Source organism: Streptomyces sp. NPDC002889, assembly GCF_042888425.1.
Lineage (GTDB): Bacteria > Actinomycetota > Actinomycetes > Streptomycetales > Streptomycetaceae > Streptomyces.
In genome coordinates this window covers 80,557-96,037 of the sequence record NZ_JBIAPT010000022.1, presented here as the reverse complement: position 1 = coordinate 96,037, position 15,481 = coordinate 80,557, and the positions used below count along the sequence as shown (strand labels likewise).

Here is a 15,481-nt window from a genome sequence, read left to right as displayed (position 1 = left end):
GTTGAGCACGCCGGAGGGCAACGGCGTGGTCCGGTCGGCCAGTTGGAGCGCATGGATGCAGCCCGTCGCTCCGGCCCCGCGAGAGAGCCGCCTGGCCGACGGCGTCCCGGCGCCCGAGTTCCAGCGATTTGGGGGTAGAAGGCGCTTTCCGCCCGGTAGGAGGCTAGCCTGCCGACAGCGACCCGGAGCACTGGCCGGTTTTCATCTCCCGCGGAGGAAAGCGATGACAGTCACCCTGGCGGATGTGGCCGCCCGCGCCCGGGTGTCCCCGGCCACCGTCTCCCGCGTGCTGAACGGCAACTACCCGGTCGCCGCATCGACCCGCGAGCGGGTCCTGCAGGCGGTGGACGAGCTCGACTACGTACTGAACGGCCCGGCGAGCTCGCTGGCCGCGGCCACCTCCGACCTGGTCGGCATCCTCGTCAACGACATCGCCGACCCCTTTTTCGGGATCGTGGCCGGGGCCGCGCAGACCGAGATCGGCAGGTACGAGGGGACCGGGCGGGCTCGCGGCGAGAAGCTGGCCGTCGTCTGCAACACCGGGGGCTCGCCGAGGCGCGAACTGAACTACCTCACGCTGCTGCAGCGCCAGCGCGCCGCGGCCGTGGTACTGACCGGCGGCGCGGTCGAGGACCCGGACCACATCGCGACGATGAGCGCGAAACTGTCGAAGCTCGCGGCCGCGGGCACGCGGGTGGTGCTGTGCGGGCGGCCGCCGCTGCCGGCCGGCGACGCGATCGTCGCCACGATCGCCTTCGACAACCGGGGCGGCGGACGGCGGCTGACCGAGCACCTGATCGCGCTCGGCCACCGCAGGATCGGATACATCGCCGGCCCCGCGGAGCGCACCACGACCCGGCACCGGCTGGAGGGCCACCGGGCTGCGATGGCCGCGGCGGGCCCGGGCGGCGACGCCGGCCAGGAACGGCTGACGGTGCACGGCCCCTACGACCGCCGCTCCGGCTACGAGGCCACCCTGGAACTGCTGCGCCGGGACCCGGGACTGACGGCGATCGCCGCCGCCAACGACACGGTCGCGCTCGGCGCGTGCGCGGCGCTGCGCGACCAGGGCCTGCGCATCCCCGCCGACGTCTCGGTGGCCGGCTTCGACGATCTGCCCTTCTCACTCGACGCGGTCCCGTCCCTGACGACGGTCCGCCTCCCCCTGTTCGAAGCGGGCGCCCGGGCCGGGCGCCTGGCGATGGGCAACGAGGCACCGCCGCCGGGGGGCTTCGCGACGATCCCCGCGGAACTGATGTCCCGCGAATCGACGGCCCCACCGCGGGTTCACTGACCCCCACGGGCATGTCCCCCGGGCGGCCCCGGCCGGTGTACGCGGCGTGCCCGCCACTCGGCCTCGCGCTGCTCGCGCCCCGGCCGGGGCGCAAAGCCCCGGGGTGCGGCCTTTCCCGGGCTCGGTCCGATCGAGGTCCGTGGGCGTCGGGCCGCTGCCCTTGCCCTTGCCCTTGCCCCACGGCATCGAGCGCCATAGCGTTGACTCAGTCAGAGGAACCGCTCGGAGCCCATCATGCCCATCCATGAGATCCGCGCCTTCAACCGCTTCTACACCAACCTCATCGGCGCGCTCGACTACGGCAAGCACCTCTACACCCCGTACACCCTCACCGAGTCCCGGGTCCTGTACGAACTCGCCCACAGCCCCCGTACCGACGCCGCCGATCTGCGGACCGAGTTGTCGCTCGACGCCGGGTACCTCAGCCGGCTGCTCGCCAAGTTCGAACGGGAGGGGCTGGTGGAGCGGGCGCCGTCGCAAGTGGACCCGCGACGGCAGCGGATCACACTCACCGCACAGGGACGGGAGGCCGCGGCGCTGCTGGACGAGCGGTCGCGGCAGGCGGTCGGCACCCTGCTGGACGGGGTGCCGGACGGCGAGCGGGAGCGGCTCACCGCGGCGCTGCGTACGGTCCGTGAGGTTCTCACCGAGTACCGGCCGGCGGCGCGCCGCGAAGAGCCTGTGCTGCGTGAGCCCGCAGCCGGGGACCTGGGGTGGATCGTGCAGCGGCACGGCGCGTTGTACGCCGCCGAATACGGGTGGAACGCCGACTTCGAGGGCCTCGTCGCCCGGATCGTTGCGGACTTCGCCCAGGACCACGACCCGCATCTTGAGCGGGCCTGGATCGCCGAGCTGGACGGGCGGGCGGTGGGCTCGGTCATATGCGTACGTGACGACGCACCCGCCACCGCGCGGCTGCGGCTGCTGCTCGTCGAGCCGGAGGCACGCGGGCACGGCCTCGGCGACCGGCTGGTGCGCACCGCCGTGGATTTCGCGCGCGATGCGGGGTACCGGGACATGGTGCTGTGGACCAATGACGTACTGGCCGGGGCCCGCCGCATCTACGAGCGGGCCGGGTTCACGCTCGTCGCCGAGAAGCCGCACCGCTCCTACGGAGTGGATCTGGTCGGCCAGGACTGGCGGCTTCCCCTCCAGGAAGGAACGGTCACGTGAGGTTGGCGTTCTCGACGCTGGGTGTACCCGCCATGCCCGTCGCAGAGGTGGCCGCGCTCGCGGCGGACACCGGATACGAGGGCGTGGAGCTGCGAGCACATCCGGAGGAGCCCCTACACCCGCTCCTCGGCATGCGTGAACGAGCCGCGGTGGCGATGGAGTTCGAGCGCGCGGGAATCGAGATCCTCTCGGTCGCCGGGTGCACGCGGGCCGCGGCGGCGGGCGACGACGGCCCGGTGGAGGCGGAGCTCGACGAACTGCTGCGGCTGGCACGCGACGTGGGGGCGTCCTACGTCCGTGTCTTTCCCGGCGGCGGGAACCAGGATCCGGCCGACGCCGATGCGATCGCGGCCCGCCGGCTCGGGGTGGCCGCGGAGACCGCGGCGGAATTCGGCGTACAGCTGCTGGTGGAGACACACGACTCGCACCGCACCGGCGCGGATGTCTCGCGCATCCTCGGCACGGTCGGCCACAAGCATCTGGGTGGACTGTGGGACGTGCTGCACACCTGGCTCGGCGACGAGGAACCCGCGGTGACGCGGGCGGCGCTGGGCCCGTACCTGGGATACGTACAGGTCAAGGACGTGGCGTCACACGAGGACCTCACGCCGTTGCCGCTCGGGGAGGGGGCGCTGCCTCTCGCCCCGTGTCTCGGGCTCCTGGACGAGGACAGCTGGGTCTGCTGGGAGTACGAGAAGCGCTGGCACCCGGAGGCGGCCGAGCTGCCGGGCCTGCTGGTGGCGGGCCGGGAGCATCTGCTCGGGCTCGTCTGACGGGCCCCGCTAGCGCCACGGGACCGTGAGCCAGGGGCTCTCCGGGTCCGTGGTCAGGATCCTGTGGATGTCGACCATCTCCGTGTACCAGATCCCGAACTCCTCCTCGTCGAAGTGGAGACACCGGCCGAGCGCGTAGCCTGCGCCGAAGTCCTCCCACGAGCGGTAGGTGACCTGGCTGACCTCGCCTGCACGGACCACGGCACGTTCGGCCTCGGCCACCTCGCAGAACCGGGCGGCCACGCCCCAGCGGGCCATGTTGACCGCGCGGCCGTAGTCCCAGGCCAGCACCGAGCGGACCTGGCGCCCCTCGGCGAGGATCCCGTCCGCGCGGAACCGGGCCTCGTAGCGGGTGATGCGCCCGATGAGCTGCTGCACCCCGTTGATACCGGCGTCGGGTACGGTCCCCGGTTCGGCGTTGCGGCGCATGACGTGCGCCGCGGTCTCACGCCAGTGGGCCGGATCGACCGTCCCTCCGTACTCGCGCGCCATCGCCTGGCGGACGGACAGCACGAACTCCCAGACACGGCTCACGCACCGGCCGCCCAGCATGGCCTCCTGGATCCGCTTCCAGTCCTCGACGTTTTCGATACCCCATGACTCGGCCACCATGTGCCGCATTCGCACAAAGCCGCGTCCGTGATGAGCGAGCTCGTTCCACAGATCACCTCTGAAGACGGCGAGTTGCGCGCCGCAGGCGAGTCCCCGGGCAACAGGTCCCTGGAGCGGCCCTCCCACCCGCAGCGTACGCAGCGCCCCGGCCTGGGAGGACGAGATGCGCTGCGCGTGCTGTCTCCACAGATGCAGGGTCTGCGGGGTTGCCGGGAAGTACGCCTCGCACGGCGTGCCGGGGTTGACCGCCAGCCAGCGGCTGTCGTTGCCCCACTCCTCGACGACACGTTCGAACGTGACGCAGCGGAAGACGGGATCGGGCTGTGGCACCGGCAGCACACCCTGCGTGAAGTAGGCGAAGCACCAGGTGCCGGTCACGGGGCTCCAGTAGGGAGCATGCTCGGACTTGCCCGCGTCCGCCACGTCGCGCGGAAGGGCGTGGTAGAGGTAGGTGCCCGCGAGCACGTCGAAGTACGCGGCCCAGTCCCCCCGCATCCTGGCGTCGTACAGCCGCTGTTCGACTTCGGTCGGCGCGTGCCAGACGTGCTCCATGGGCGGCGTGGACACGATGACTCCCCCGTTGGTCAGCCGGAGGACCAACCCTAGAACGTCAGGTCCGGGCCACTGCCGCCGCCTCCCGCGGCCGTACTGTCCCCGCCGTGCGGCCGCCCCGGCAATGACGCCGGTACCACCCGGCACCAGCAGTGCCGCCGCGCACCGACGCCGCCGGACCGACACCACGCCCCCGAGGGGTACCCCCGCCGTCCCAGTGACGTTTCTGCGCGCCAGGGCCCCATTTCGGTGCCACACCCTTGACCTGGCAGTTACTTTCCGGATATCCGTGTGACTTTGGAAGTTTCCTTCAATTCCCTTGTCGAGCAAGGCCGGAAGGAGCACCAGTGCACGACCGGAACCTCTCCAGACGCACCCTCCTCGGCGCGACCGCCGTCGCCGCAGGCGCGGTCGCCGCGGCATCGCCCGCAGCCGCCCTCTCCGCCCGCCCCGCCCAGCGCGAACGGCTCCTGCGGCTCATCTCCCGGATGAGCCCGGAGGAGAAGGTCGGCCAGCTCTTCGTGATGCGGGTGTACGGGCACTCCGCCACCGACCCGGACCAGGCGGACGCCGATCTGAACCTCAAGGAGATGGGCGTCCGCACCGCGGCCGAACTCGTCTCTGAGTACCACGTCGGCGGCATCATCTACTTCGCCTGGGCGCACAACACCCGTGACCCGCACCAGATCGCCGATCTGTCCAACGGCATCCAGCGGGCCGGGCTCACCCAGCCCACCCCCGTACCGCTGCTGATCTCCACCGATCAGGAGCACGGCATCGTCGCCCGCGTCGGCAGACCCGCCACCCTGGTACCCGGCGCGATGGCGCTGGGCGCGGGCGCGTCCCGTTCCGCGGCCCGGATGGCGGCGCAGCTCGCCGGCGCCGAGCTGGCCGCGATGGGCATCGTGCAGAACTACGCCCCGGTCGCCGACGTCAACGTGAACCCGGCCAACCCGGTCATCGGCGTACGGTCCTTCGGCGCCGACCCGAACGCCGTCGCCCGGATGGTCGCCGCCCAGGTCAAGGGGTATCAGTGCGCCGGTATCGCGGCGACCTCCAAGCATTTCCCCGGGCATGGCGACACCACCGTCGACAGCCACACCGGCATCCCGGTGATCACCCACACCCGGGCACAGTGGGAGGAGATCGACGCGCCGCCGTTCCGGGCCGCGATCGCCGCCGGAGTCGACTCGATCATGACGGCGCACATCCAGTTCCCGGCGCTGGATCCGAGCAACGACCCGGCCACGCTCTCCCGCCCGATCCTCACCGGGATTCTGCGCGAGGAGTTGGGCTACGACGGGGTGGTCGTCACCGACGCTCTCAACATGCAGGGCGTACGGGACAAGTACGGCGACCACCGGGTGCCGGTTCTGGCCCTGCTGGCAGGCGTGGACCAACTGCTCAACCCGCCCGACCTGCCCGTCGCCTGGAACGGGGTGCTCGACGCGGTCAAGAGCGGTGAGCTGAGCACGGCGCGCATCGACGAATCGATCCTGCGCATCCTGATCCTCAAGGAGAAACTCGGGCTGTTCCGCGACCCGTTCGTCTCGCACCGGGGAGTGGAGCGCACGGTCGGCGCCCGCGCCCATCTCGCCGCCGCGGACCGGATCGCCGAGGGGACGACGACGCTGCTGACCAACCCCGACGGGCTGCTGCCGCTCAGCCGCCGCAGCCGGACCGACCTCCTGGTCGTCGGCGCCGACCCGGCCTCGCCCACCGGTACGACCGGCCCGCCGACCACAGTCCTTGCGACCGCGTTCGCCGAACTGGGCTTCACCGCGTCCGCGCTGTCCACCGGCACCGCGCCGACCGGCGCGAAGATCGAGGAGGCGGTAGCCGCGGCGAGGGGCAAGGACGTGGTGGTCGTCGGCACGTACAACGTCTCGGCGGCCGGCTCCCAGCGCACGCTGGTGGACCGGCTGGTCGCGACCGGGGTGCCGGTGGTCGCGCTCGCGATCCGCAATCCGTACGACATCGCCTGGCTCGGCGGCGTCGGCGCGGCCCTGGCGAGCTACTCCTGGACCGATGTCGAACTGCGCGCCGCGGCCCGGGTGATCTCGGGCGCCGCGGCTCCCCGGGGCCGGCTGCCGGTGCCGGTACAGCGCGCGGACGACCCGTCGCAGGTGCTGTACCCGATCGGGCACGGGCTGTCGTACTAGGGGGTCTTGGCGCCGGGATCCCGACACATGCGCGAGGGGCCGGACCCGCCGGATGCGAACCGGCGGGACCAGCCCCCGCTGCGCGGACTGCCGATGGTGTTACGGGCGCAGCATCGGCTCGCGCTCGAGGTCCCGCTTGTCGAGCTTCGCGTCGGACCTGGCCAGCGGCTTCGCCTTCGCCGGGTCGTCCTGCACGGCGGCCGGGGCCACGCCCGCCCACTTCAGGATCGTGGCGGTCGCCTTGGCCTTCTCGTCGGCCGCCAGTCCGTTGACGTTCGCGCCGTGGTTGCCGCCGGGCGCGGTGTAGACGTAGGCGTCGCGGACGCCCTTGCCGAGGCGGAAGCGCTCGGCGCCCCACGGGTCGTTCTGCCCGTAGACGAACATCATCCGGTCGGCGTTGTGGCGCACCCAGTTGTCGACGTCCTTCATCACCCACGGCTTGAAGCGCATGGGGATGTCACGCGGCACGAAGTTCCGCGGCGGCTGGTACCCGTAGCGGCTCAGCCCCTTGAGGTGCGGCTGCTCGATGTCGGGTGATCCCAGTTCGGTACCCGCCTGGTAGTAGTACGGCGTGTACGTCCCCAGACCCTGGTCCGTGTAGAAGGAGAAGCCGGAGATCGCGTCGATGCTGTCCCAGATCTCCTGGTCCGTCGCGGTCTTGGCGGCGGGGATCGCGTCGCAGTCGGCGACCAGGCTGTACTGCCAGAAGGCCCAGACGTAGTCGAGGACGACAGCCTCGTACGCCCTGTCGAGCGAGCCGACCGTCTTGAAGGTGTAGGCGCCGTCCGCCACGTACTTCTCGTACATGGCCTCCAGCGGCGCGCGGCGCACCAGGGCCTCGCGCTGCACCGCGTTCAGTTTGTCGCGGCACTCCTTGGTTCCCACGGTCTCGAAGAACCGGTCGTACGCCGAGTCCTCGTTGTTCACCACGTCGTTCGGCGCGACGTACGCGACGACGCCGTCCATGTCACGCGGGTAGAAGCGCTCGAAGTACGTGGCGGTCATACCGCCCTTGGAGCCTCCGGTGGAGAGCCACTTCTTGGCGTAGATCGTCTTCAGGGCCGTGAAGACCCGGTGCTGGTCGCTGGCGGCCTGCCAGATGTCCAGCTTGGACCAGTCCGCGGGGGCGGGCCGGGAAGGCGTGAAGAAACGGTACTCCAGGGAGACCTGGTTGCCGTCGATGATCGTCGTGGGCTCACTGCGCCGCGGCGTGGTGCTCACGTTGTAGCCGGAGGTGAAGAAGACGGTGGGGCGGCTGGTGTCCTTGTGCAGCAGGGTGATCCGCTGCTGGAACGTTCCCTTGCCCGGGTGCCGGTGGTCGACCGGCTGTGTGTAGTTGAGGACGAAGAATCGGTAACCCGGATACGGCTTCTCCTCTAGGAGGCTCATGCCCGGTACTGCCAGGATCCGGTCCTTGATGTCCGTGCCGGTCGTCGGCTCTGCGGCGGTAGCCGCACCTGCCGTGGCCCCGGCTGCGCTGACGGTGCCTATGAGCACCACGAGCGCGAGCAGCCATCTGAGCGCCTTGCGCATTCACCCTCCCCTAGATCAAGCGGTCCGCGGCGAACCTAGCGGGGTCAATGCACGTACCGCCAGACCCAGTTGGCTGCGGGGTATGTCCTGGGCAGGCTCAGCACCGGCTCAGCACAGGATCCAGCCGGTCGAGCGCGAGGTGCCGGAGACGGAACCCGTGGCCCGTACACAGCGGTTGAGCGCGTGCACGGTGACGGGCCCGGCCTGGCGGCGGAACCTCCCCCTGTCGACGGCCGGGCGGCCGCCGCGGGCCTGGAGGGAGATGGACATCTGCCGCCTGGCGCCGGGGTTCTTGGCGAACGTGACGGCGCAGGCGTACTGGCCGTTCTCGTAGACGCGCAGCTCGCCGGTGGCGAAGCGGACGGTCTTCACCAGCCTCCCCGCGCAGGGGGCGGCGGCGTCGGCCTGCTGGAGTCCGGGACCGGCCAGGGTGAACGCGGCGACCGCCGTCAGCATGGCGAGCAGGCGCGCGCACGCGCGGCCCGGTCGCACCTTCCCCGTGTTCCCCGCCCCACCGAACACGCCTGCTCCCCCGTTGCCACCGCGACGCTACTGCCACTTCCCGTACATGCGTACGACGCGCCCGGCGTGCGAATGGTTGCGACGGTGCGGGGCGGATCACATCGGCGCACACGCGCGCCCCCCACGGGGACGCACGGGCACACGGCAGACGGGGCGCTTCACCAGCGGGAACGGTCGCGGTCACACCACCACCGGGCCACGGCACGGGCCTGTGCCGTGGCAGCTGCCCGGCACCCGCCCCGTGCACGTCGCCTCTACCGCTGGGCCGAACGGCGGCGCACCACGAAGACGGCACCCGCACCCGCGGCCACCGCCGCGGCCGCCGCACCCGCGAACGGCAGAGTCGAGTCGGAACCGGTGGAGGCCAGGTTGCCGCCGGTCGTCGCCGCACCCGTACCGCCGGTCGACGAACCCGCACCACCGGTCGAGGACGAACCCGAACCGCCGGTCGACGAGGAGCCCGAGGCACCGGTGGACCCGGAACCACCGGTGGTGGAGCCGCCCGAACCACCCGTGGATCCGCCCGAGCCACCGGTGGACGCCCCGTCGTCCGTCACATCGAGCGTGATCTCGGCCTGGTCGTTCGCCTTGTCCGTGTCGAACGGCCGTGCCGCGTCGCCGAACGTGACCGAGCCCTTGGCACCCGGAACCCGCTTGTCGATCTTCAGCTTGAAGGTGTAGGTCGCACGCTCGTTCTCGTTCACCCAGAGCTGGCTGCTGGGAGCGCAGCTGTACGTCCCGGGCTCGGCCTTGTCGTTGCAGTACTCGTTGGACTTCACGACCGAGGTTCCGGCGGGAGGCGTGATCAGGACGCGCAGGCGCGGATCCTCCCACTTGCGCAGCACCCAGGCCGGACCGGCGTTGGTGAACTTCACCTGCAGGGTGACCGTGTCGCCGACGCGGCCCTTCAGCTGGGCTCCCGTCACCTGGAAATCGGCGGTGTTGACGGTGGTGACCGGCACGTCGACGGCAGACTTGGCGGCATCGCTCCCGCCGGGCCGCTCGACCAGCTTCACCGCCGGTGCGGTTCCCCGCACGGGCGTCGTGGCGGCGTCGTCCAGCGGCGGGTCGTAGCCCCAGACGGTCACGCGCAGATCGTCGTAGAGCGCACGGTCCAGGGCGTTGACCGTCAGGGGCTTCTCGGGCGCGTAGACGACACCGGGCTCCACCGCCTGGTCGAAGACGCAGACCGCGTTCCACTTGGGCATCATCTCGTCGTACGAAGGGACTTGGTGGGACTGGCAGTTGGAGGGAAGTTCGGCGTAGTCGAGTCCCTGGGTGACGCCGTAGACGACCCAGACCTTGTCCGCGGCCTGCGTGCCCTTGTTCGTGACCGTGACCGGCACCTCGAAGCTGCTGCCCGGCTTCACGCCGTCGATCGGAGCGATCTGCCCGAGGGCCGGCTCCGGGGCGGCCTCTTCGGCAACAGCGGTGGACGCGGCTCCCAGTGCAATCAGGGCCGCGGCGCTCAGGGCGCCGACGGCAGTGCGGGAGGTGCGACGGCCGGGCAGGGCGATGGGCATGTAGGAATCCCTCTGTGAGGCGCGGGGAAAACGGACGGAACCGTCCGGGAAAGCGCTTGCGGAACGGAGACATCTGCAGGTGCCGAAAGGTTGCACGGCTGCTGCGTTCTTCCCGGCGGCGCGAGCGCGCCGGGGGAAGAACGCCACGCTCGCCTAGCCCTGGGGCCGCCGCCTGCGCATCACGAGAACCACGCCGCCGCCCACGGCCACTGCGGTGGCCGCCGCACCCGCGATCGGCAGGGCCGGGCCGGAGCCGGTGGAGGCCAGGTTGCCGCCGGCCGCCGCCGCACCCGTACCGCCGGTCGACGAACCTGCACCACCGGCCGACGACGAACCCGAACCGCCCGTCGACGGGGAGCCCGAGCCACCGCCGGACCCGCCCGAGGTCTCGCCGTCGGAACCGCCGGAGGCTGAGCCCGAACCGCCGCCCGCCGTGGTGTCCGCGGAGTTCTCGAACACGATCTTCGCCGTGTCGTTCGCCGCGTTCTTGTCGAACGGCCACGGGGCTCCCATGAGCGACGCCTTGCCCTCTGCGCCCGCCACGAACGTGTCGATCTTCACGCGGAACGTGTAGGACCACTTGCCTTGCTCGTCGACCCAGGCGTCGTAGGGACCGCAGATGTGGTGCCGCGGCTCGTCGGACGTGCAGGATCCGGGCGCGGACACCACGGTCGTACCGGCCGGGAACCGCACGTCGACCCGCCCCGCGGAGATCTCCTGCCGTACCCATGCCGGGCCCCCGTTGGCGAACTTCACGTCGGCGGTGACCGTCTGCCCGACACGGGCGCGGACCTGGGGCGCCTCGACACCGAAGTCGGCCGTGTTCGCCACGTCCACCCGCATCGAGGTGGCATGGTCAGGGTCGTTCGCCTGGTCGGCGAGGGCTGCATCCTGCTGCTCGGTCAGGTTGAGCTCCGGCCCGTTGCCCGGCACATGAGGGCCTTCCCAGTCGGGGTTGAAGGGGTTCTCGACGGAGACCGTCACGCCGACCGATTCGTCAAGGGCGTTGTTCAGGGCGTCCACCGTCAGCGGCTCCGCGAGCGCGTACACCTTGCCGGGCTCCACCGCTTGGTCGAACCTGCAGTGCACCCCGCTCCACTCCGGCTGCTCGTCGAACGAAGGCACGTCGTAGTACAGGCAGTTGGAGTACTTCCGCGCCCCGCCCAGTCCCTGACTCATGGCGAAGGAGACCCAGACCCCGTCCGCCGCCCCGGTGCCCTTGTTCGTGAAGGTCACCGGCACGTCGAAGCTGGTGCCCGGCTTCACTCCCGTGGGCGCGGTCATCCGCCCGACGGCCAGATCCGGCCCGGCCTCTTCGGCGAGGGCCGGCGTGCCGCCCAGTCCGAGCAGGGCGAAGACGCTGACCGCGCCGACGGTCCTGCGAAGCACGCGGCGGCCGGAAGTGGTGGGGGGCATGTGGGTCCCTCGAGGTAAGGCGCCGGCGAACGGACGGCGAACTCCGGTGAAACCGGTTCCGCGCGTGAGACACGCGCCCTGCTCGGATGGTTGTACGGCAGTCGCCGCTCACGCCCCAGGCGTCACGCCCGCCACGCCGGCCCGTCACACCGCGGCCGGCTCGTCCTCCCCTATCCCGATGAACGTGCGCCACAGCAGGGCGTACCGGCCGCCCTGCTCCAGCAGCTCGTCATGGGTGCCGTCCTCCACCACCCGGCCGTGGTCCATCACCACGACCCGGTCGGCGCGGGCGGCCGTGGTCAGCCGGTGTGCGACGACCAGCGTGGTGCGCCGGCCGGTCAGCCGGTCGGTGGCCTGGTTGACCTGGGCCTCGGTGGAGAGATCCAGCGCCGCGGTCGCCTCGTCGAGCAGCAGGATGTCCGGATCGACGAGCTCGGCCCGGGCCAGGGCGATCAGCTGGCGCTGGCCCGCCGAGAGGTTGCGGCCGCGCTCGGAGACCTCGTGCAGGTAGCCGCCGTCGAGGGTGGCGATCATGTCGTGCGCGCCGACCGCGCGGGCCGCGGCCTCCACCTCGGCGTCGCTCGCGCCGGGCCGGCCGTAGGCGATGGCGTCGCGCACCGGTCCGGGGAAGAGGTACGCCTCCTGGGGAACGACGCCGAGCCGGTGCCGGTAGGCCGCGAGGTCCAGCTCGCGCAGGTCCGTGCCGTCGGCCGTGACCCGGCCGCTCGTCGGGTCGTAGAACCGGGCCACCAGCTTCACCAATGTCGACTTGCCCGCGCCGGTCTCGCCGACGAAGGCGACGGTCTGACCGGCCGGGATGTGCAGGTCGATACCGGTGAGCGCCTCTTCCTCCGCCCCGTAGGCGAAGGAGATGTCCTCGAAGGCGATCTCTCCGCGCAGTTTCCGCACCTCGCGCGGCTGCTTCGCGGCGGCGGTCGACGTGGGCTCCTGCAGGAGTTCCTGGACGCGTCCCAGCGAGACTGCCGCCTGCTGGTAGCCGTCGAAGACCTGAGAGAGCTGCTGCACGGGCGCGAAGAACAGATCGATGTAGAGGAGATAGGCGACCAGCGCGCCGGTGGTCAGCGTGCCCGCCTCGATACGGCCCGCGCCGACGATCAGCACGGCCGCCGCGGCCACCGACGCCAGCAGTTGGACGAAGGGGAAGTAGACGGAGATCAGCCACTGGCCGCGCACCCGGGCCCGGCGGTAGCTGTCGCTCCCCGCGGCGTAGTGGTCCACGCCGTCGCGCTCACGGCGGAACGCCTGCACGATCAGCAGCCCGGACACGGACTCCTGCAGGTCGGCGTTGACGGCGCTGATGCGCTCGCGGGCCAGCTCGTACGCCTTCACGCTCTGCTTGCGGAAGAAGTAGGTGCCCACGATCAGGACGGGCAGCGTCGCGAACACCACCAGCGCCAGCTGTACGTCGATGACGACGAGGGCGACCATGATGCCGAAGAAGGTGACGACCGAGACGAACGCGGTGACCAGGCCCGTCTGCAGGAATGTCGACAGGGCGTCCACGTCCGTCGTCATCCGGGTCATGATCCGGCCCGTGAGCTCGCGCTCGTAGTAGTCGAGCCCCAGCCGCTGGAGCTGCGCGAAGATCTTCAGGCGCAGGGAGTACAGGACCCGTTCACCGGTGCGGCCGGTCATCCGCATCGCGCCGATCTGTCCCGCCCACTGGACGACGACGGTGACCAGCGCGAGGGCGGACGCCGCCCACACCGCGCCGAGCGCCGCCTGCTCGACGCCGTCGTCGATGCCGTGCCGGATCAGTATGGGCAGCAGCAGCCCCATGCCCGCGTCGACCGCCACGAGCAGCAGGCTGACCAGCAGCGGCAGCCCGAAGCCGCGCAGCAGACGGCGCAGGCGTCCGCCTTCGCCGTGCGCGCCGTCGTGGTCGACGCGCAGGGCGCGGGCCTCGTCGATGTCGGGGGTGTCGGTGGCCGGAGGCAACGCCTCGACCTGGGCCAGCAGTTCGGGGGTGGCGCCGGGCGCCTCGGACTCGCGCGCGTCCTCGTCCCGTACCCACAACCGCGGGGAGATGCCGCGCTCGACGTCGAACTCGACGTCCAGCTCCTCCCGTACGGTGCGCTCCTCGTCCGGCTCGGGGGCGGAGCGCGCCACGGTGTGGCCGGGCGATACGCCGCCCAGCTCGTCCGGGTCGGTCAGCAGCCTCCGGTACAGGGCGGAGCGGCGCTCCAGCTCCTCGTGGGTGCCGATGTCGGCGAGCCGGCCGCCGTCCAGGACGGCGATGCGGTCGGCGAGGCCGAGCGTGGAGCGGCGGTGGGCGATCAGCAGGGTCGTACGGCCGGCCATCACCTGCTTGAGGGCTTCGTGGATCTCGTGCTCGACACGGGCGTCGACGGCGGAGGTCGCGTCGTCGAGGAGCAGCAGCCGGGGGTCGGTGAGGATCGCGCGGGCCAGGGCGACGCGCTGGCGCTGGCCGCCGGAGAGGGTGAGCCCGTGCTCGCCCACCTTGGTGTCGTAGCCGTCCGGCAGCTCGGCGATGAAACGATCCGCCTGGGCGGCGCGGGCCGCGGTCTCGATCTCGTCCTGCGTGGCGCCGGGCTTTCCGTACGCGATGTTGGCGCGCACGGTGTCGGAGAACAGGAAGCTGTCCTCCGGCACGAGGCCGATGGCGGCCCGCAGCGAGTCGAAGGTCAGCTCGCGCACATCGTGGCCGCCGACGAGGACCGCACCGTGGGTGACGTCGTAGAAGCGTGGCAGCAGCAGCGAGACCGTGGACTTGCCGCTGCCGGAGGACCCGACGACGGCGATGGTCTCACCGGGCCGGATCTCGAGCGAGAACCCGTCGAGGACGGGCCGCCCGTCCTCGTACGCGAAGCTCACGTCGTCGAACTCGACGGTCGCCTCGGCGTCCGCGGGAAGCTCCTTGGTCCCCTCCCGCAGGGTCGGCTCGGTGTCGATGAGCTCCAGGACCCGCTCCACGCCCGCCCGGGCCTGCTGCCCGACGGTCAGCACCACGGCGAGCATCCGGACCGGCCCGACGAGCTGGGCGAGATAGGTGGAGAAGGCGACGAACGTACCGAGGGTGATCTGTCCGCGGGTGGCCAGCCAGCCGCCGAGCGCGAGCATGGCGACCTGACCGAGAGCGGGTACGGCCTGCAGGGCCGGGGTGTACCTGGCGTTGAGCCGAATGGTCCGCAGCCGCCCCGCGAACAGCTTGCGCCCGACCTCCCTGAGCTTCCCGGTCTCCTGCTCCTCCTGCCCGAACCCCTTGACCACCCGCACGCCGGCGACGGCGCCGTCGACGACGCTCGCCACGGCGGCGGCCTGGCTCTGCGCGTACCAGGTGGCGGGGTGCAGCCGGACGCGGCTGTGCTTGGCGATGAACCAGAGGGCGGGGGCGACGGCGAGGGCGATCAGGGTCAGTGGCAGGGACAGCCACGCCATGATGGCAAGGGAGATGAGGAAGAGGAGGACGTTCCCGATGGTCATCGGGAGCATGAAGAGCAGCCCCTGGATGAGCTGCAGATCGCTGGTGGCCCGCCCGACGACCTGCCCGGTGGAGAGTTCGTCCTGCCGCCGCCCGTCGAGCCGGGTGATGGTGCGGTACATGTCGGTGCGCAGGTCGTGCTGGACGTCGAGCGCGAGACGTCCGCCGTAGTAGCGGCGCACGTAGGTGAGGACGTAGACGGCGAGGGCGCCCGCGATGAGCAGGCCGGTCCACACGGCGAGCGGCTGGGAGCCGCCCCCGATGACGTCGTCGATGACGACCTTGGTGATCAGCGGTACGAGTGCCATGACGGCCATCCCGGCGAGGGACGACCCCAGCGCGAGCACCACATTGCGCCGGTACCGCCAGGCGTAACCGGACAGCCGTCGCGCCCACCCTTGCTCTGCCGCCGCCACCACGTGGGCCTCCCCGTTGATTCTGATCTACGGAAGGCACCA

At 71.3% G+C, this 15,481-nt stretch carries 10 protein-coding genes; 4 read left to right on the top strand and 6 right to left on the bottom strand.

What is annotated here, in order from left to right:
- The first annotated feature begins 223 nt into the window (after positions 1-223).
- The 3 genes from ACFYWI_RS29020 (at position 224) to ACFYWI_RS29010 (ending at position 3,240) form a co-directional block, all read left to right on the top strand.
- Positions 224-1,294, top strand: a complete 1,071-nt coding sequence (locus ACFYWI_RS29020) for a LacI family DNA-binding transcriptional regulator (RefSeq protein ID WP_389238113.1) — start codon at positions 224-226, stop codon at positions 1,292-1,294.
- Between the two features lie 234 nt (positions 1,295-1,528).
- Entirely contained in the window at positions 1,529-2,467 is a 939-nt protein-coding gene (locus ACFYWI_RS29015) for a GNAT family N-acetyltransferase (protein ID WP_389238111.1), read from the top strand.
- Positions 2,464-3,240: a sugar phosphate isomerase/epimerase family protein gene (locus tag ACFYWI_RS29010; RefSeq protein ID WP_389238109.1), complete on the top strand. Its 777-nt coding sequence runs from the start codon at positions 2,464-2,466 to the stop codon at positions 3,238-3,240. The genes ACFYWI_RS29015 and ACFYWI_RS29010 overlap by 4 nt, the downstream gene beginning before the upstream one ends.
- A 9-nt stretch (positions 3,241-3,249) precedes the next feature.
- Here the strand turns inward: ACFYWI_RS29010 and ACFYWI_RS29005 are convergent, their stop codons facing one another.
- Positions 3,250-4,419 (bottom strand): DUF1266 domain-containing protein, encoded by a 1,170-nt coding sequence (locus ACFYWI_RS29005; RefSeq protein WP_389238107.1) that lies wholly within the window; start codon positions 4,417-4,419, stop codon positions 3,250-3,252.
- A 332-nt stretch (positions 4,420-4,751) separates the two neighbouring features.
- Between ACFYWI_RS29005 and ACFYWI_RS29000 the strand changes: the two genes are divergently transcribed.
- Positions 4,752-6,566 (top strand): glycoside hydrolase family 3 protein, encoded by a 1,815-nt coding sequence (locus ACFYWI_RS29000; protein ID WP_389238105.1) that lies wholly within the window; start codon positions 4,752-4,754, stop codon positions 6,564-6,566.
- Between the two features lie 99 nt (positions 6,567-6,665).
- Here ACFYWI_RS29000 and ACFYWI_RS28995 read toward each other — a convergent pair whose 3' ends face one another.
- The 5 genes from ACFYWI_RS28995 to ACFYWI_RS28975 all read right to left on the bottom strand — a co-directional run bounded on the left by ACFYWI_RS28995 (position 6,666) and on the right by ACFYWI_RS28975 (position 15,439).
- The gene (locus ACFYWI_RS28995) at positions 6,666-8,099 is read right to left on the bottom strand and encodes a S28 family serine protease (protein WP_389238103.1); all 1,434 of its coding nucleotides are present in this window, start codon (positions 8,097-8,099) and stop codon (positions 6,666-6,668) included.
- A 108-nt stretch (positions 8,100-8,207) separates the two neighbouring features.
- Positions 8,208-8,621: a hypothetical protein gene (locus ACFYWI_RS28990; protein ID WP_389238101.1), complete on the bottom strand. Its 414-nt coding sequence runs from the start codon at positions 8,619-8,621 to the stop codon at positions 8,208-8,210.
- Between the two features lie 254 nt (positions 8,622-8,875).
- Positions 8,876-10,144, bottom strand: a complete 1,269-nt coding sequence (locus tag ACFYWI_RS28985) for an LAETG motif-containing sortase-dependent surface protein (RefSeq protein WP_389238099.1) — start codon at positions 10,142-10,144, stop codon at positions 8,876-8,878.
- Positions 10,145-10,297: 153 nt separating this feature from the next.
- Positions 10,298-11,560 carry a peptidase gene (locus ACFYWI_RS28980; RefSeq protein WP_389238097.1) on the bottom strand — a complete coding sequence of 421 codons (1,263 nt, stop codon included), beginning with the start codon at positions 11,558-11,560 and terminating at the stop codon, positions 10,298-10,300.
- A gap of 144 nt (positions 11,561-11,704) precedes the next feature.
- The gene (locus ACFYWI_RS28975) at positions 11,705-15,439 is read right to left on the bottom strand and encodes an ABC transporter ATP-binding protein (protein WP_389238183.1); all 3,735 of its coding nucleotides are present in this window, start codon (positions 15,437-15,439) and stop codon (positions 11,705-11,707) included.
- Positions 15,440-15,481 lie beyond the last annotated feature (42 nt).

What these genes read in the sequence shown, in the direction of transcription:
- ACFYWI_RS29020 (WP_389238113.1), top strand. Translation starts at nt 224, where the DNA reads ATGACAGTCACCCTGGCGGATGTGGCCGCCCGCGCCCGGGTGTCCCCG.
- ACFYWI_RS29015 (WP_389238111.1), top strand. Translation starts at nt 1,529, where the DNA reads ATGCCCATCCATGAGATCCGCGCCTTCAACCGCTTCTACACCAACCTC.
- ACFYWI_RS28995 (WP_389238103.1), bottom strand. Translation starts at nt 8,099, where the DNA reads ATGCGCAAGGCGCTCAGATGGCTGCTCGCGCTCGTGGTGCTCATAGGC.
- ACFYWI_RS28985 (WP_389238099.1), bottom strand. Translation starts at nt 10,144, where the DNA reads ATGCCCATCGCCCTGCCCGGCCGTCGCACCTCCCGCACTGCCGTCGGC.
- ACFYWI_RS28980 (WP_389238097.1), bottom strand. Translation starts at nt 11,560, where the DNA reads ATGCCCCCCACCACTTCCGGCCGCCGCGTGCTTCGCAGGACCGTCGGC.